The organism is Geobacillus sp. DSP4a (genome assembly GCF_013096875.1).
Taxonomy (GTDB): Bacteria; Bacillota; Bacilli; order Bacillales; family Anoxybacillaceae; genus Geobacillus; species Geobacillus thermophilus.
The window spans coordinates 1-16,254 of record NZ_SDLD01000005.1; the positions used below are offsets into that span (position 1 = coordinate 1).

Sequence of the window (16,254 nt, forward strand, 5' to 3'; positions counted from 1 at the left end):
AGCCGAAGTGCGTTTACCCGTTTATCCAGTTTCGTTCGATGGAGTAAGTAGCCAACGAGAGCAAGCCCAGCACTTGGGGTAATCGCTTCATCTGTCAATACAAACCGAATCGGGAAATCTTTCATCATATCACCTACTTGATGAAGAATCGTCAACGTCGTTTTCCCTTATCGTATCAACGGTTTGCGACCATTGTAAAGATGTTTTGTCACGGATTCAGGTTACAGTCTCTAAATACCCATTATCTTCTAAATACTTAAGTGAAATCGCCTTCGCCTTCCCATTCGCCGGTATCAAATCCTTATCCGCCGTCACGGCGATTTTCGCTGCGTTGATCATTTGTTGTGCATTGGCAACGTGTGCATCTTTTTTCGAATTGTCAATCAACCCCCCGATCGCCGGAATGGCAATCGCCGCGATAATCCCTAAAATGACGATGACGGCGAGCAGTTCGATGAGCGTCAAGCCGCGCTCGTTTTTGATCATTCGCTTCAACATTGTTCCCTCTCCCTTTCCAACAAAATTAGAATGTTTTCCCTATTATTCTACAACAAGGCAATGAAAATAGGAATATATTCTTATTGCCTATTGTTGGATATGATTAAAAATATCGTACATCGGCACGATGATCGAAGTGACGATCGTCCCGACGACGCCGGCGAGAAGCACGATCATAAGCGGTTCGATGAGCGATTTCAACCGGTCGGTGGCCGCATCGACTTCCGCTTCGTAAAAATCGGCGACTTTGCCGAGCATGGCGTCAAGCGCACCGGTCTGTTCGCCGATCGTGATCATTTGCGCAACAAGCGGCGGAAACGCCCAATGGCGGCGGAGCGGCTCCGAGAGCGATTGCCCGCGCTCGAGGGAGGTTCGCGCTTCAGCCAGCACAGATGCGATCACTTCATTTTCAACGACGCGCCCAGCGATGGAAAGCGCCTCTAAAATCGGCACCGAGCTTGCAACAAGCGAGCTGAGCGTCCGCGTCAGGCGGGCAAGCGCCGCTTTTTGCACGAGCGTGCCGAACATCGGCATCCGCAGGGCGGCATAATCCAAATAGTACTTCGTTGTCTTTTGCCGCCGAAGAACCACAAACGATGCGTACACGCCGGCAAAAAGCAGGACGACGGCCCACCAATACCGCTGCATCACACTGCTTGCCTTGAGCACAAACTTCGTAATCGCCGGCAGTTCGGCGTGAAACTCGGCGAACATCTCGACGAACGTTGGCACAACGGCGACAAGCAAAAAAATAACGACCGCGGTGGTAATGATGGCAACAGCAATCGGATAGGCGAGCGCCGAGGCGATTTTTTGCCGCGTCCGATGCATTTTTTCAAAATGATCGGCCAAGCGGTCAAGCGTCTCGTCAAGCGTCCCGCTCGCTTCACCGGCGCGCACCATATTGACAAACAGCGGCGGAAAGATGCGCGGATGATTCGCCGCTGCCGCTGAGAGCGGGTTCCCGCCGCGCAATGACTGTTCGATGTCAAGAAGCGTCTTAGCGAGCGGCTTGCTTTCCGTTTGCTCCGCCAAAATGCGGATCGAATCGACGATCGTCACTCCGGCGCGCACAAGCGTTGCGAACTGGCGCAAAAAGATGACAAAGTGCTGCAGTTTGACGGCGCGGCCAAACGAAATTTCTTTGTTCCATATGGACGGCGGCACTTCGGCAAGCGCCAGCGGGCGAATTCCTTTTTCCCGAAGCTTTGCCGCCGCCTCGCGCCGCGAAACGGCAGTGATCACCCCAGCTTTTTTCCGTCCGCTTCGGTCGCGCCCCTCGTACTTAAACTGCGCCATCGTCCCCACGCTCCCCCGCCAAATACACTTCAGCCGCCAGCGGATCGATGCGTCCAGCGGCTGCAAGTTCCTTAACGCTCATTTCCATCGTCTGCATGCCGAGGCTGCGGCTCGTTTGCATAATGTTGATGATTTGATGTTCTTTTTCGTTGCGGATTAAGTTGGCGACGGCCGCATTGTTCACTAAAATTTCCAGCGCTGCCGTCCGCCCGGTTTTGTGTCTGTTTGGAAACAAGCGCTGAGCGATGATGGCCACGAGCACGGAAGCAAGTTGCAGCCGGATTTGCGCCTGCTGGGCCGGCGGAAAGACGTCAATCATCCGCTCAATCGCCGCCGGCGCGCTCGCCGTATGAAGCGTGCCAAGCACTAAATGGCCCGTTTCCGCGGCGGTGATTGCCGTTTGGATTGTTTCCAAATCGCGCATTTCCCCGACTAAAATGACGTCTGGATCTTGACGAAGCGCAGCACGCAATCCGGCGGCAAAACTGCCAGTGTCGAATCCCACCTCGCGTTGGTCGATGATCGATTTCCCGTGTTTATGCAAATACTCGATTGGATCTTCCAGCGTGATGATATGTTTCGACATCGTTTTGTTCATATAGTCGATCATCGCCGCCAATGTCGTCGATTTGCCGCTGCCGGTCGGTCCGGTGACAAGCACGAGTCCGTGCGGCTTTTCGGCGATGCGCTTTAAAACATCCGGCAGGCCAAGTTCCTCCAGCGTCGGGATGCGCACCGGGATGAGGCGCACGGCGAGCGACACGCATGACCGCTGTTTAAACACGTTTAAGCGAAAGCGGGAAACGCCGGCAATGCCATACGAAAAATCAAGCTCTCCGGTTTCCTGAAACTGCTGCCAAAGCGGCGCCGGAATGACGGCTTTCGCCATTTGCTCTGTTTCCTCCGGGTGCAGGCGCTCATGGCCGTAAGCTCTCAACTCCCCGTTCACGCGAAAAATCGGCGGCGCACCGACGGTCAAATGCACGTCGGAAGCGCGGCATTCAAAGGCCGCGCGCAATAACGCCTCAAGCTTTTCCTTCATCCGTCTCACCCATCAATGCAAAATGGCCACTTTCAGCACTTCTTCAAGCGTGGTCAACCCTTGCTTCACTTTCAACAGCCCATCATCCAGCAAAAAAATCATTTTGTTTTGCAGGGCAAGCTCTCGCAATTTCGAAAACGGCTCGTTGTTTAAAATGACGCGCCGCATCTCATCGGTGACAACAAGCAGCTCGTGAATCGCCAGCCGTCCGCGGTAACCGGTCATGTTGCACGTCGGGCAGCCGCGGCCGCGGACAAGTTGATGAACCTCAATGCCGCGGCGGGCGAAAATGTCCCGCTCCCGCTTTGTCGGCTCATACACCTCTTGGCAGTCGCGGCAGACGCGGCGCACAAGCCGCTGCGAGACAACGCCGGCGAGCGATGTGGCCACTAAAAACGGCTCAATCCCCATATCGATCAGGCGGGTGATCGTGCTTAATGCATCGTTCGTATGGAGCGTGCTCAACACTAAATGACCGGTGAGCGAAGCACGGATCGCCACTTCCGCCGTCTCGCGGTCGCGAATCTCCCCAACCATGATGATGTTCGGGTCTTGACGCAAAATCGAGCGGAGCCCTTGGGCGAACGTCAAGCCGACATTCGGGTTGACTTGAATTTGGTTGACGCCCTCGATCTGATATTCGACTGGATCTTCAATCGTAATAATGTTCACGTGCTCGCTGTTTAAATGGTTGAGCGCCGCATAGAGCGTCGACGATTTCCCCGAACCGGTCGGTCCGGTGATCAAGACGATGCCGTTCGGCCGCTCGATCAAGCGGATGAATCGATCTAAATTAACCGGATTGAAGCCAAGTTTATGAATATCGTTTAACGCTGCGCCCAAGTCGAGGACGCGCATGACGATTTTCTCACCGTATACGGTCGGCAGCGTTGAAACGCGCAAATCAACCGGATGAAAATCGATGTCCATTTTGATCCGTCCGTCTTGCGGCACGCGGTGTTCGGTGATGTCCATATTGGCCAAAATTTTAATTCTCGCCGTTAACATGCTTTGCATATGTTTCGGCAGCGCGCGTTCGGTGCGAAGCAGGCCGTCGATCCGATAGCGGATGAGCACTTTCGTCTCCTGTGGATCGATATGAATGTCGCTCGCCCGCTGTTCAACAGCAAGCTGCAAAATTTGGTTCACCAAACGAACGATGGGAGAATCGTCCTCAGCAGCCCGCTCGTCGTCGCGCACCTCAGGCGGCGGCGTTTGCAAAAAATCCTCAAATGCTTCGTCGATGTCGTAATATTTATTGATCGCCCGCAAAATATCGTCTTTTGAAGCGATCGCCGTTTCAATTTGAAACCCGGTCGACAGGCGCAAATCGTCGATGGCGAAAAAGTCCATTGGGTCGGCCATGGCAACGAACAGCCGGTCTCCTTCCACCTTGAGCGGCATGACCATATGGCGGCGGGCAAACTCTTTCGGCACGAGGTTTGTCGCTTTCGGATCGATCGGGTACCGGTACAAACTGACGTGCGGAATGCCGAGCTGAAACTCGAGCGCCTCAATCAGCTGCTGTTCCGTGATGTAGCCGCGCTGCAACAAGGCGTCGCCGAGCTTTTGCCCGGGCGCCTTCTCGCGCAGCGCCTCGGCCAGCTGGCTTTCGGTGATCAACCCCGCTTCGACAAGCAAATCACCAAGCCGTTTCCGTTCCTGCTTTTTGCTCATTTTTCCTTCCCTCCGCCCGCATCCGTCTTCTCTTCACTGCCAGCGGCGGGGGCCGATTCCCCGTTGCCCGCCTCATCGCCTTTCTTTGACCCGGTCCCGCTCTCTATATTCCCACCGCTGTTTTCCGCAGTCGAATCCGGTTGGTTCGCCGCTCCGTTGTTTTCCGTTACCCCATTCGCCGGCTCCATCGTTCCGCCTTCTCCGTCGCCGCTTTGCCCAACATTGCCTTCCGGCACTTCAAGGCCGCGCACGTGAATCGTATACGTTGGCGGATAAAAATCTTCGCTCACCGTTTCTTTGCGCACGAGCCGATCGCCGTCGCGCACTTCACGTTCCACCGTCACAACCAGCCCCGGCCGCCCGATCTGTTCCGTCCTCTTCTCGCCCGGCGCCAAGCGCGCGTCATAGCGGACGATGACACGCGGTTCGATAGACTCCGCCTCGCCTAGGCGAATGATATATTGATAGGCAAACGGCAACCCGATAATGGCAACACGCACCTTTCGTCCATCATGCCGGAGAAGAAGCGTGTAGTCGGTCGTGTTGGGGTTGAACCATTCCAAATCGCGGCCGCCGCTAATGGCCGCCTCAAAACCGGGCGTCACTCCATCCGGCAACATACGGCTCGTATAGCGCTCCACGACAGTGAAATTGGTCGCCAGCACCGCCCGGTACACCGCTGAAGCGATCGCATCGGCCGCTTCATCAGACAAATCGGCCTTCACCTTTTTCATATAATCGCCAAACGAAAACAGCTGTTTCGCTTTGATCACCGCGCGCCGCTCGCCAGACAGCCAGCGGACGGCCGAAGAGTCAGGCACCGATGCGGCCGCTTCGCTGACGACCAGCTGCCGGCCGTTTGCCAACGATATGTAGCGAGCCAAGTCGATCGGAGATGATGGCTTTTGCAGCTGAGCCGCCTGTCCCTCTAAATCCGCCCCAAGCTTCTTGATGTCAAGCGCCGATAACGCCGCCGGCGGAACGATGGCTGCCGCCGCTTGGAGGCATTTTTCTAAATCAGCGATCACAAACAGCGGCGTGCGCCTCCCGTCGACAAACCGCTTCGTGCTCTCGGCAAGACGGAACGCAAACGCGTCCGCCGGCAGGTCAATGCGCTTTTCTTGGTACTGCAAAGAAATGGAAGCGGTCGCCCGCCACTCGTTCACCCGCTCGACAACCGCCTCTCGGGCTCTTTCCGGCGTCATGCCGGAGAGTGACACCGAACCGACCGCCGTGCCCGGGCCAAGGCGGCCGTCATCCGGGGCCAAAACATCATAGGCGAAGGTGCCCAGATGCGAAAAAGCGATAAAATAAACGGTGCAAACAGCCATGACAACAAACAATTTCCACGCGGCAGCCTTTTTCACCGCCGACCCTCCTCCATTACGCCTCCACATTCATCGAGACATCGACGATGACGCTTGGCCCCGCCTCTTGCGCCTTGCGCACATCCTCTTCGCCAAGCAGAGTGCCCGCTTTAAACAGCAGGCGGCCGTCTGCATCATAAATATCTTTTGTCAGCCGTTTTCCAGCCAACAGCGCAACTTGTTTTTCCCTCAGCGACTGCAGCGCTTCAACATTTTCCGCGCTTTCGGCCATCGCCTCCATTTGCGCGGAAACGTCCTCTTCCGCCATAACGCTGGTTGGCTCGATGCTCTCTGCCTTCAACAACTCCGCCGGGTCATCAAGAAGCGACTCGTTCGCTCCGTCGTTGATGATCAAAATATCTTTGCCGTACGTCAACACTTCCGAGGCCGGCAGCACCGCTTCCCCTTTCTCGAGCTGAAGAGCGATGCCGACAATATCCCCTGACTCTTCATCAACGAAAAACTCGCGGGCTTCGCCGAGCAGCTGCCCTTTGCGCGTGATGGCTTTCGTATTTTTAATCCGGATTTGCTTATTGACGAGCTGATTGGCGATCGGAATTTCCGAGAGGTCAATTACATCGTGCCCTTGCTCCACCGTCACGGCAAACTCGCCGATGCCAACGACTTTTTTAAACGGAATCGCCTTTAAACTGAGCTGCACATCGTCTTGTTCCACGGTCAAAAAATCGATCGACCCTTTGTCCGGGTTGATCACCAAACTTTTCACCGTGCCGATTTGTGCACCGTCAGCAATGCTGATGATCGGCAGTCCAATGATTTGCGCGCTAGCTTTCATCTTGTTCACCCCAACTATTTAGTGTTGCGGCAAACTGCCGCCAAAGCGCCAACTCTTCGGCCACAGCCGGATAGGCGCGAAAACGGTCAGCGAGCTCCTCAAGCCACGCTGCGAGCTTGCCGTACTGTTGTTCTACTACATAATGTTCCATTAACAAACGGGCCAATACGTAATAATCGCGGTCAGAAAGCGGAGCGTCCAAACAGCGGCGGATGCAGCGTTCGTAATCGGCGGCGCCCAAACGACGGCGGTTGAGGCGCAATTCAAGAACGATCGCCTGCACGACTTCCGGACCGATCATTCGCGCTGGCCGTTCGCTCTCTTCCTCCCGCCGGCTTTCCGTTTGCCCATCTTCTTCCGGCTCGCGGCGCTCGGTTGATTGTTCGCCTTCCGACCGGCCATGCTCCGCTCGTTGCCCTTCCTGCCTGTCAGGCTCTGCTTTCATCGCGTCCTCCTGACGGGGCGGTTCGGCAGCCTCGTCCGTTTCCGGCAGCGAACAGTCGACAATACCCGGCATTGCTTCTTCCAAAAGCGCCCCTTCACGCGGCATTGCCTGGCCGGAAGGCAGCCCGTTTTCTACAGCAGAAACGCCCGCCGAGCTAGAAGACATGAACGCGGAAAGTTGCCCCTCCTCTTCTTCATGGCTGAGATCAAGCGCCTGCAACAGGCCGCGGCCGTCGGCGGCCGCTCCCGCCTGCAGCACCGCCGCTTCGATATCTGGCGTCATCGAGACAGGCAGCTCATCGAGCCAATCGCGCAGACGGCGCGCCGGCTCAACATTCAGCCCGCCACCGTCACCCGTCATGGCGGTCGGCTCTACTGCATCCAAATCCAAGGCGGACAACTTCTCCAGCTCCACACGATCCGAATCCAACGGGAAAAACTCCTCTTGCTCAGCATCGTCTCGGTCCACGGAGCGCATTTTTTGCTCCGCATCGGCCGAATCCAACGAAAGCAGCTCCTCCGGCTCGGTTTGATCCGCTCCGGGATCGGAAGCGGCTTCCTCTATGCCATCCATCGATCGAAGCAAGAAAGCAGTCTGTTCTTCCCAGGGCTCCTCGCTGGATTTCGGCGCCCGCTCCGTCTCTCCCGAAGCTGCTTCCGACTCTGCAGGCGACGCTCCTGAAGCGGTGTTACCGGTTTCCTGCACGTGCGATCGCAACGCCTCCCCATCCGAGTCAGCGCCTTGAAATTCCCTAGAAGCGCCGTTTTGTCCAAAAGCTGCCGGCCAGGCCGAATCGACTAGATTTTCCGTTGTATTCTGGACCATCGTCCCGTACCTATCGCCTGCTGCCGTCCGGTCGCCACTCCCTTTCCATCCTCCCTTTCTCCGTTCCCCAGCTTCCTCCGTCTCCACCGACCGGTAAAGAAGCGGACCGAACCAACGATCAAGCAAATACGAGCCCGCCAACAGCAAAAGCCCGACGAGCAGAACGATTTGCCATAACGGAATCACCGATTCGGCCAACTGCGCCAGCCCCGCAGCCAAAAAGGCAGCCGCCACCACCGCCGCGCCCCCGGCCCTGCTGAAGCCAAGCGGCAGCAGCCAAACGGCCAACAGCGCCACTATGAATGCAACAACGTAAACAACCGCCTCTTTCCACATGCCCACCCGTTCCTTCCCGGCGTATCATTGGCAATAACGCGACAAATATGCCATTGCTCGTTCTCTTATCCTAAAATTCTACATGGTTCAACTCGAAAATATTGTATAATAAAGTTACATATTTTGAAAGAAGGTTATGACAAATGGCGGGAAGCAATTTTCCTCTTCCTAGTCGTCAAGCAGGATTTACGTTGATCGAAACGTTGCTGGCCATCACTCTTTTATCGGGCGTCGCGATCGGTTTGTTTTACTTTTTCACGAATGCGATGATGCATACGTCTTACAACCAAGGTCGGACGGTGGCCGTCAACGTCGCCCGCGGCGTCGCTGTCTATTTTGAAAAAAACGCAGATTTCTCCCGGCTAAAAGAGTATATGGAAGACCATCAAACACCGTTTCTTGAGCTAACAAAAGACAATTGCGGCAACGAATCGTTGGCGGCGCTGTTTTTTCCCGGTGAATCTGGCCAACTGCATACGGTATGTGAAGCGCAGTTCGCCCCGAAAATCAACAATGTCCGTTACGAAGCTTCCGTTTACCTTGTCCGATACGACAAGGAGGCATGGGATGCATTCACTTCATCGTCGGAATTCGCTTCCTTGCCTGCGCCGCTGCAGGCGCGCATCCGCGCTGAAACGGAAAAAGCAGCCGAATCAAACGCCGGCGGCTACATGATCAAATTATACACCTCCGTCCGTTGGGGCGAGCGCACGAACGAAACGGCGTGGGTCGAAGGAGTGATCACCGATGAAACAATCCGCTAGAAGCGAAGCCGGCATGACGATGATCGAGCTGTTGGCCGCCGTTTCCATTTCTTTGCTCATCATCGGCGCTATCTACACAGTGTTTTTAACCGGCATTCGCGCCTACGAGCGCATCGGCATCGAAAACGACTTGCGCAGCGAAGCAGACTACGCCATGGCCCGAATAATGAACGAGCTGTACACGCTCTCTCCGGATGGAATGGAAAGTCAAGAAGAAAACAAGCCGTTAACGGCCGTCACTTTTGTGAAAAACCAAGAATTCAAAGCCGATGCGGACACCGGACTTGTCTCCCGCGAAGAGAAAAAGCCGGAAAGCATCGAGCGGATGACGATGTCCATCCAAGACGGCGCGCTCGCGATCAATGGCGAAACGATCACCTCTTCCCGCTTTTTGCTGGACGACTCTTCATCGTTTTCATTCCGTTGCGCACGAAAAGAAGGCAACCTGTGCCGCAGCGGCGTCATGACGATCCGTCTCATTGTCTCCGACCGTCGACACGCCGATCCGAGTGGTTGGCTGTATGTGCCGCCGTTTACATTAACAACAGAATTCGGCTTTTAAGTATTACGTTCCGAAATTTTGTCCTATGAAGGGAGGGGCCGCGATGAACCGACTGCGCTTGAACGCTGCTGGCTACAGCTTGGTGACAACAATGCTCATGATCACCCTCTTTTTTTTGCTCGGCTTGACGATTTTAACAGTCGCCGTCCAGCAAGCGCGATTTACCGCGGTGCGCGTCGAGAACATCGAATCGTTTCATGAAGCCAAAACAGCGCTTAATGAAGCAATTGCTGAACTTAAAGCTGAGCTTTCAGACGACGATTTTTTTGTTCGTCATGACATTTTCACCCCCAGTCAATGGGATGCCTTTCTCGGCATTAACGAGGACACCCCCGGCCCGGATACGATCGCCGGCAAGCTGAAAGCGCGCTACGGCGTGGAGGTGGAAGACGTGTCCTATCGCTTGTACAACATTCCGACGAACAAAGTGTTCCTCCGCGCGCTCGATTTGTCCAAACCGTTTACGGACGGCCATCGCGAGCGGAAAGTCAAACGGCTCGTCTTTTTAACAAATACGCCCAGCTTTCTCAAATACGCGCTCGGATCAAAAGCAACCGTCATCTTAAACGGCGGCGTCTACGTGGAGCAAGGAAACGTATACGCCGGACAAAGCGCTTACATCAGCAACGCGGCAAACTACGTGAAAAAAAGCGGCGAGTTAACGATCGCTCCTATCGATGCCGGACTGCCCGCATCAATGAGCGATTCGATTTGGCACATTCATGACAAGCTGCTGTTTTCATGCACGCAAACGAGCAGTTGCTGGAAGACTGGCGGCCGAGCTTTCCAAATGGAAGAAGGTCTTTTCTTCCCAGGATGGCCGGACGATGGCGGCCCTCTCATTCAACAAGAGACGGACGATTTCATCGATACTGATTTCGAGCGCACCGTGAAAGATAAATTGCTTCAAGCAGCCGGTCTCTCGCCGTTGTCGCCTGAAACCCAACAAGCGTATATCGAGCGCATTGAAAACGATCACCAGCCGCCGCTCGATGTAGCGCGGGAGCTTGATCAAGAAGGGAATTTGGCTCGGGTCGTGACAGACGACGAAACGCCGTATGAACAATCCATCAATCAGATGCCAAAAGACAAGCCGCTTTGGTTGGACGCAGAAGGGAAGGAGATCACCCTTTATCGCGACATTGACGTGCAGCAAAATGGCCAAAACCAATGGCTCATTGTCAATGGCGATCTCCGCATTGAAGGACCGACAAAATCAACAGCGGCTGTACGCGGCAATTTGATCGTGTTCGGTGATTTGACGCTCACCGGAAACTTGGCGTTGAACGCGAGCATTTACGTCACTGGCAAGACGACCATTTACAACAGCCATATCGACGGAGCGGATGGAAAAGGGCTCGTGTTGTTGTCCAAAGGCACGCTCGATATCGCCCGCATCAATGAATTTCAAGACTCAAGTGAAATCCCGAACTTAAAAGGGTATTTTTATACGGACAGCAGCGCGACGATTTATGCTGTCGGATCGTATTTGTACATTGAAGGCGGGTTGTTCGCCCGCGGGAACGGAGCGGCTGCTCCGGATACAGACATCAACGGGCTCGTCATCAACGCCTTTCGCGGCCGGATCGAGCCGAAAGACGGTGAGCCTGGGAACTTCATTCCAAGCTCTGACATGCAACAATCCCGTCTGATCGTCAAATATAATCCACGGGTGTTAGTCGAACAAGGAACAGGATTGCCGTTTGTCAATCAAATCTCGCTCGTCGCCGACCGGCTTGAAGTTGAGTGAACGAAGACGGCTAAATTCCCTCTCTCATCCTCTCGATCCCCTGGACAAACGAAAAAAAGCGGATCTCCAATTCAGGAGGCCGCTTTTTTCATCATTACCAACGCCCACCGTTGCTGACGCTTCCCCCCTCATCTTCACGCGGTTGGACAAAGACCCACACTGAGGCTTGAATTGGCCTGCCATCCGGCGTTCTCGCATTGGCGGTCGCCGTCACAACCGCGTATCCAACATCCACAGCCTGCAAATACCATCCTCCATTTTGCTGAACAATGTTGACAAATCTCGAATCGGATGACGTCACTGAGCGGAGCGTTTTATCCGTCGCATTTTCCGGGCTAAAGCGGAGCTGCCCCGCCACTTCGAGCGGAGGATCGTCCAGATTCATATAGATCACCGGACGGCGGAACTCCATACCTTGAAGCGCCACGTACGGATTCATCACCTTGATGGCCGCCGATGCCGACGCGTTGCTGCCATCAGTCGCGCGGACGGTGATCGTAACCGTTCCCGGTTTGTTTGCTGTTACAACACCGTTATGGCCGACAGAAGCAATATCCGGGTCGCTTGATTCCCACATAAGCGTTTTGTTTGTCGCATCATCCGGTTCAATGATCACCGGAATCGTTTGCGTTTCGCCAACGTTCATTTCCCGCCTGTAATCGCCGAGCGTCAAATTGCGAATAAGCTTCATATAACGGAACGACACGCTCGTTGTTCCATCGCCGCGCGTCAACCCGCCGCTCGAACGCACGGCAACCGTATATTCGCCGTCATCAGCAACCGAAATGACATGCGGCGGACCAAGCAGCTGCCAATCGGACGACGAGCCGTTGCGCGCGATTTCGTATTCATACGTCACCCGTTCACCGGCGACAAGCTCGGTCACGCGAACCGTCGGCGCTTCCGTGATCACAGCGCCGCTTTCCGCCACACCGCTTTCCGTTATGATCGACAGCTGCGGTTTCAAGGCGACGCGCACCGTCCGGCCATTGCGGTAAGTGACAAGCAGCACGCCGTCATCATTCGGGTCATACTCCAGCGCTTTAACAGGCAACGGCAACAATCCATATGAATTAGGATTCGCCCGTCCGACAGTGTCGTCTGATAAAGCAGAAAATTTATGTTTTGTAATAGTACCCGTTCCATCCCCTTCGTAGTAAAAATTCGGAAAATCATCCAAACGAACTGTCATGCCGATTCGTTCCGCCGGCGGAACGAGCGTCGATGTTTTGGCGCCATAACGGCTGTCGGTGAATGTCACCGAAGCTGGCGGCAATTGAACACTGTTCATGGCAAAGTCAGCCTGCATCACCCATTGCGCCGAGAGCATCAGCTTATTCAATTGGCTGTAGTCGAACGTCTGGTTGGCAAATGACCATTGTGCATAACGCTTCCCATTTTCCTCGTACGTCACCACTTTGCCATCGGGGACGACAGAGATGCCGTCAGGAAGCTCTTGAACGATTTTTACGTTGCTGATCGTCCCAGTCGCATTACCGACATACCCGACAAGCGACAACGAATACGTGGCCCGGAAGCGGTTGTCTTCCCCATCAGCCGTTCCCCGCTTGATCAAGCTATCAACCTTATTGACCAATCCTTGCAATTTCACCGTGCCTGTAAAGGACGGCGGCGCTTCATCCTTGACCGTAACCGTCACCGATTTCGTCATCGACGGCTGCAGTTGGCCGTATACATCCCGATAGGTCAATTCAGCATTGAACGTATACGTCCCTTTCGCCTTAAACGAAACCGGAATGGAAACCGTGACGGGCGGAGGAGCGCTTTGTCCGACTTGATACGGAATGGAAAACGAAATATACGCGTTTTGCTTGTTTTCATCCAGCCATACTTGGCCGTTTTCCGCAACGGCGACATTACCGCCAAACGACGAAAGCGGGATGCGCACTGTGCCTGTAAGCGCCGGCGTCGTAGCGAGCTGGGAAAAGCGCTGGAACAAAGCGGTCAAATTTTGCACCGTTCCTTGCCGCGCCTCGCCGCCGGCAGTCGCTGAAAGCGACCGTAAATAGTCCATATCGACTTCATCATTGTCGCCGAAGCCGATTGAGTAAAAGGTGATATTGTTCATCCCGAGCGTTTTTGCCACCGCTGTGGCATCGGCTCGGATTTTTCCTTCAATGCTGCTGTAAGTGAACGAATAGCCGTTATCCCAAGACACCCGCCATCCATTAACATAATCTTGGCCGTCGCTGTAAAATCGGCGAGAATATCCTTTGTTGTCGGTAAAACGGATACCGGCAGTCCGTCCATCGCTGTACAATTCGTATGTGACCGAAAGAGAATCGGTTACTCTATTCCCTGTATAGGAATATCCATCCCGAAAATTCTGCTTGACCTCCCGATACGTAATCGTATCGACTGCATTCAACACCGTCGGCATGCCATCCGTTAAGAAAATGATATACTTTTTCCTCGTTGGATCCGTGAAATACGATTTAGCAAGAGACAAAGCAGCCGAATAGTTCGTGCCGCCTCCAGCGGTCAAACTGTCGCCGACCGTCCGAATTTTCTCGAGTTGGGCGGCGACATTCGGCTGATCCCCAAACGGAACGACTTGTTTCACTTGGTCGGAAAACGGAATGAGGGCAAACCGGTCATTCGGATGGAAATGGGCTTTAAAGTAATCGACAGCCGAGCGGAGCGCCGTCTTGGCGCTCGAAAGCTTCTCCCATGTCATCGAGCCGGAGACGTCAAACACAAACACAACGTCGATCGGCGGACGGACGGGCGACGAAACGGCCCCTTGTGGAATGAGCGTCACATCGAGCCGTCCTTCGGCATTGCCGTTCGGCGGCTTGGCGTATTCCGGCTGTGAAAACGAAAGGGAAAAATCCAATTTCGCCGTGCTCGCCTCAGTTTGCCTCGTATATTGATAAGGCGTCTGTGGGAACGAAAAATACACATCCTCTTTTCCATTTCCTAACACACGATACGCATCGACGGTGATTTGGTAAGTCTCCCTCGTTCCCGGAGCCGACGGCCACTTGCCGCGCATATCAAGAGAAAACGTATACTTTTTCTCACCGTTTCGGTCCGCCGGCGTTTCCACCGCTTCGGCTCGGTAGCTGACTGCCGTGCCGCTTTGTTCCTTCGGCTGAATGCGAATCATAAAGTGGCGAATGCTGTTCCCTTGCCCGTTGCCGCTCCCTGGTGCGGTCGCCCATCCCTCAATCTTCTCATCCGAAACGAACGTAATGGCCCCCTCTGTTTGATCGGCATACACAACACCTGCTTTCATCGGCCATAGGCTTGCCATCAGCCAAAACAACATTCCCCATAAAAGCCAGCCGCGCCACCGCTTCATGCGCCTCCCCTCCCGCGCCAAAAGAACTATCTTTCTTCCATTATATCAATCCTTTTCATCGCTTGGCATTATTTTTTTAAACGTTTTCGCACTTCAGATATAAAGTAAAGCGATCCTGTAATGAGCATCAACTCATCGCTCCCCATTTGGTTTTTCTTTTCCCCGATCCAACCGATCCAATCACCTGTCACCGCTTTCTGCGGATGGGACGAAAGGTCCGCCAACTGTTCCGCCGCTGCCGCGCGCGGAAAATCAAACGTCGTAAATGTGATCGTATCCGCGAGCTCATCAAGCAGCTGAATCATCCGCTCCAGCGGCTTGTCGGTCAGCGCGGCGAACAAGACATGGACGCGTTTGTCAGGATAATGGGCGCGCACCGTCTCCACGAGCGAGCGAATCCCGGCTTCGTTATGGGCGCCGTCAAGGATGATGAGTGGACTATCACTCACCCGCTCAAACCGGCCGGGCCAAGCGGCTGTGGCCAGCCCATCGGCGATATGCTCCGGCTCGATCAAAAACGAATAGCCAAGGCGCAACAACTCTGCCGCCATCACCGCCACCGCCGCGTTTTCGACTTGATGGGCGCCGGGCATTTGAATGCGCAAATCGCGATATTCGGCAAACGGCGTGACAAGCGAAAACTGCTCCCCTTCCACCGTCGCCTGCCGGTCGGAAACGGTGAAATCGACGCCGAGACGATATGTTTTCGCCTTCCGCTCCGCCGCCGTTTTGGCGATCACTTCCCACGCCTCCGGTTCCTTCACCGCCGTCACAAGCGGCACGCCCGATTTGATGATTCCGGCTTTCTCCGCGGCGATTTGCCCAAGCGTATCGCCTAAAATGTTCATATGATCGTAGCTGACGTTTGTAATGACGGAAACGAGCGGATAAATGATGTTGGTTGAGTCCAAGCGGCCGCCGAGCCCGACTTCAATGAGCACGATGTCTTGAATGTTCTGTTTTCCAAAATAATACAGCATCATCGCCGTGATCACTTCAAACTCGGTCGGTCCGCCAAACTCTGTTTGTTCCAACTCATCGGCAAGCGGCTGAATGACTCGCACGAGCTCGACGATCTCTTGATCGGAAATCGGTTCGCCGTTGATGCTGATTCGTTCGTTAAACTGCTCGACATACGGCGAGGTGAACGTGCCGACCGAATAGCCCGCCGCCTGCAAAATCGAGCGCAAATAGGCGACCGTTGACCCTTTGCCGTTCGTTCCCCCGATATGGACGGCGCGGACGCGGCGTTCCGGGTGGCCGAGTTGTTCCATCATCCATTCCATCCGTTTCAATCCCGGTTTCATGCCGAGCCGCAGCCGCCCGTGAATCCAAGCGACTGCTTCTTCATACGTTCGAACCATGTTCATCGTCCTCCTTGTTTGTTGCTGTCTTGCCCATGCTGCCGGTTTCATGCGGCAGATGCGCCACACATCGAGAAGCGTGGCGAAAGCGAGTATATGTTGACAACAAACCTCTTCCCAGAATATGACAAACCTTCCATCATGATCCATCGAAAAAGACGAATCCACAGGAAAGCGGATTCGTCTTCATCATAATCAACCGCC

The 16,254-nt window shown here is 54.5% G+C and carries 11 protein-coding genes and 1 pseudogene; 3 read left to right on the plus strand and 9 right to left on the minus strand.

Annotated features, from left to right (window positions below; translation table 11 throughout):
• Positions 1-222: 222 nt before the first annotated feature.
• The 7 genes and pseudogenes from ETC02_RS02905 to ETC02_RS02935 form a co-directional block, all read right to left on the minus strand.
• Positions 223-498, minus strand: a pseudogene (locus ETC02_RS02905) (prepilin-type N-terminal cleavage/methylation domain-containing protein); the annotation flags it as partial.
• A gap of 87 nt (positions 499-585) precedes the next feature.
• Entirely contained in the window at positions 586-1,797 is a 1,212-nt protein-coding gene (locus ETC02_RS02910) for a type II secretion system F family protein (protein WP_171698034.1), read from the minus strand.
• Positions 1,784-2,839 (minus strand): type IV pilus twitching motility protein PilT, encoded by a 1,056-nt coding sequence (locus tag ETC02_RS02915; RefSeq protein ID WP_041470558.1) that lies wholly within the window; start codon positions 2,837-2,839, stop codon positions 1,784-1,786. Before ETC02_RS02915 ends, ETC02_RS02910 begins: the two co-directional genes overlap by 14 nt.
• A 12-nt stretch (positions 2,840-2,851) precedes the next feature.
• Positions 2,852-4,516, minus strand: coding sequence for a GspE/PulE family protein (locus ETC02_RS02920; RefSeq protein ID WP_171698035.1), 1,665 nt, complete (start codon positions 4,514-4,516; stop codon positions 2,852-2,854).
• The gene (locus ETC02_RS02925) at positions 4,513-5,883 is read right to left on the minus strand and encodes a G5 domain-containing protein (RefSeq protein ID WP_171698036.1); all 1,371 of its coding nucleotides are present in this window, start codon (positions 5,881-5,883) and stop codon (positions 4,513-4,515) included. The genes ETC02_RS02920 and ETC02_RS02925 overlap by 4 nt, the downstream gene beginning before the upstream one ends.
• 16 nt (positions 5,884-5,899) lie before the next feature.
• The gene (locus tag ETC02_RS02930) at positions 5,900-6,679 is read right to left on the minus strand and encodes a PRC-barrel domain-containing protein (RefSeq protein ID WP_171698037.1); all 780 of its coding nucleotides are present in this window, start codon (positions 6,677-6,679) and stop codon (positions 5,900-5,902) included.
• Positions 6,669-8,285 carry a hypothetical protein gene (locus ETC02_RS02935; RefSeq protein ID WP_171698054.1) on the minus strand — a complete coding sequence of 539 codons (1,617 nt, stop codon included), beginning with the start codon at positions 8,283-8,285 and terminating at the stop codon, positions 6,669-6,671. The genes ETC02_RS02930 and ETC02_RS02935 overlap by 11 nt, the downstream gene beginning before the upstream one ends.
• A gap of 143 nt (positions 8,286-8,428) precedes the next feature.
• On the opposite strand from ETC02_RS02935, the gene ETC02_RS02940 reads away from it, so the two are divergent.
• From ETC02_RS02940 to ETC02_RS02950, 3 genes are read left to right on the plus strand one after another with little or no spacing between them, the layout of a single operon-like run.
• On the plus strand, positions 8,429-9,049 hold the full coding sequence (locus ETC02_RS02940; RefSeq protein ID WP_095859734.1) for a type IV pilus modification PilV family protein: 621 nt from the start codon (positions 8,429-8,431) through the stop codon (positions 9,047-9,049).
• The gene (locus ETC02_RS02945; RefSeq protein WP_044744827.1) at positions 9,033-9,611 is read left to right on the plus strand and encodes a PilW family protein; all 579 of its coding nucleotides are present in this window, start codon (positions 9,033-9,035) and stop codon (positions 9,609-9,611) included. The genes ETC02_RS02940 and ETC02_RS02945 overlap by 17 nt, the downstream gene beginning before the upstream one ends.
• Before the next feature lie 43 nt (positions 9,612-9,654).
• Positions 9,655-11,361, plus strand: a complete 1,707-nt coding sequence (locus tag ETC02_RS02950; protein ID WP_171698038.1) for a hypothetical protein — start codon at positions 9,655-9,657, stop codon at positions 11,359-11,361.
• 94 nt (positions 11,362-11,455) lie between these two features.
• Here ETC02_RS02950 and ETC02_RS02955 read toward each other — a convergent pair whose 3' ends face one another.
• Together ETC02_RS02955 and ETC02_RS02960 are read right to left on the minus strand one after the other, a co-directional pair.
• Positions 11,456-14,686: a VWA domain-containing protein gene (locus ETC02_RS02955; protein WP_171698039.1), complete on the minus strand. Its 3,231-nt coding sequence runs from the start codon at positions 14,684-14,686 to the stop codon at positions 11,456-11,458.
• A 68-nt stretch (positions 14,687-14,754) separates the two neighbouring features.
• Positions 14,755-16,050 (minus strand): bifunctional folylpolyglutamate synthase/dihydrofolate synthase, encoded by a 1,296-nt coding sequence (locus ETC02_RS02960; protein WP_171698040.1) that lies wholly within the window; start codon positions 16,048-16,050, stop codon positions 14,755-14,757.
• Positions 16,051-16,254: the final 204 nt, after the last annotated feature.

Coding starts and splice junctions, on each gene's coding strand:
- ETC02_RS02910 (WP_171698034.1), bottom strand. CDS start 1,797: ATGGCGCAGTTTAAGTACGAGGGGCGCGACCGAAGCGGACGGAAAAAA.
- ETC02_RS02915 (WP_041470558.1), bottom strand. CDS start 2,839: ATGAAGGAAAAGCTTGAGGCGTTATTGCGCGCGGCCTTTGAATGCCGC.
- ETC02_RS02920 (WP_171698035.1), bottom strand. CDS start 4,516: ATGAGCAAAAAGCAGGAACGGAAACGGCTTGGTGATTTGCTTGTCGAA.
- ETC02_RS02930 (WP_171698037.1), bottom strand. CDS start 6,679: ATGAAAGCTAGCGCGCAAATCATTGGACTGCCGATCATCAGCATTGCT.
- ETC02_RS02935 (WP_171698054.1), bottom strand. CDS start 8,285: ATGTGGAAAGAGGCGGTTGTTTACGTTGTTGCATTCATAGTGGCGCTG.
- ETC02_RS02940 (WP_095859734.1), top strand. CDS start 8,429: ATGGCGGGAAGCAATTTTCCTCTTCCTAGTCGTCAAGCAGGATTTACG.
- ETC02_RS02945 (WP_044744827.1), top strand. CDS start 9,033: ATGAAACAATCCGCTAGAAGCGAAGCCGGCATGACGATGATCGAGCTG.
- ETC02_RS02950 (WP_171698038.1), top strand. CDS start 9,655: ATGAACCGACTGCGCTTGAACGCTGCTGGCTACAGCTTGGTGACAACA.
- ETC02_RS02955 (WP_171698039.1), bottom strand. CDS start 14,686: ATGAAGCGGTGGCGCGGCTGGCTTTTATGGGGAATGTTGTTTTGGCTG.
- ETC02_RS02960 (WP_171698040.1), bottom strand. CDS start 16,050: ATGGTTCGAACGTATGAAGAAGCAGTCGCTTGGATTCACGGGCGGCTG.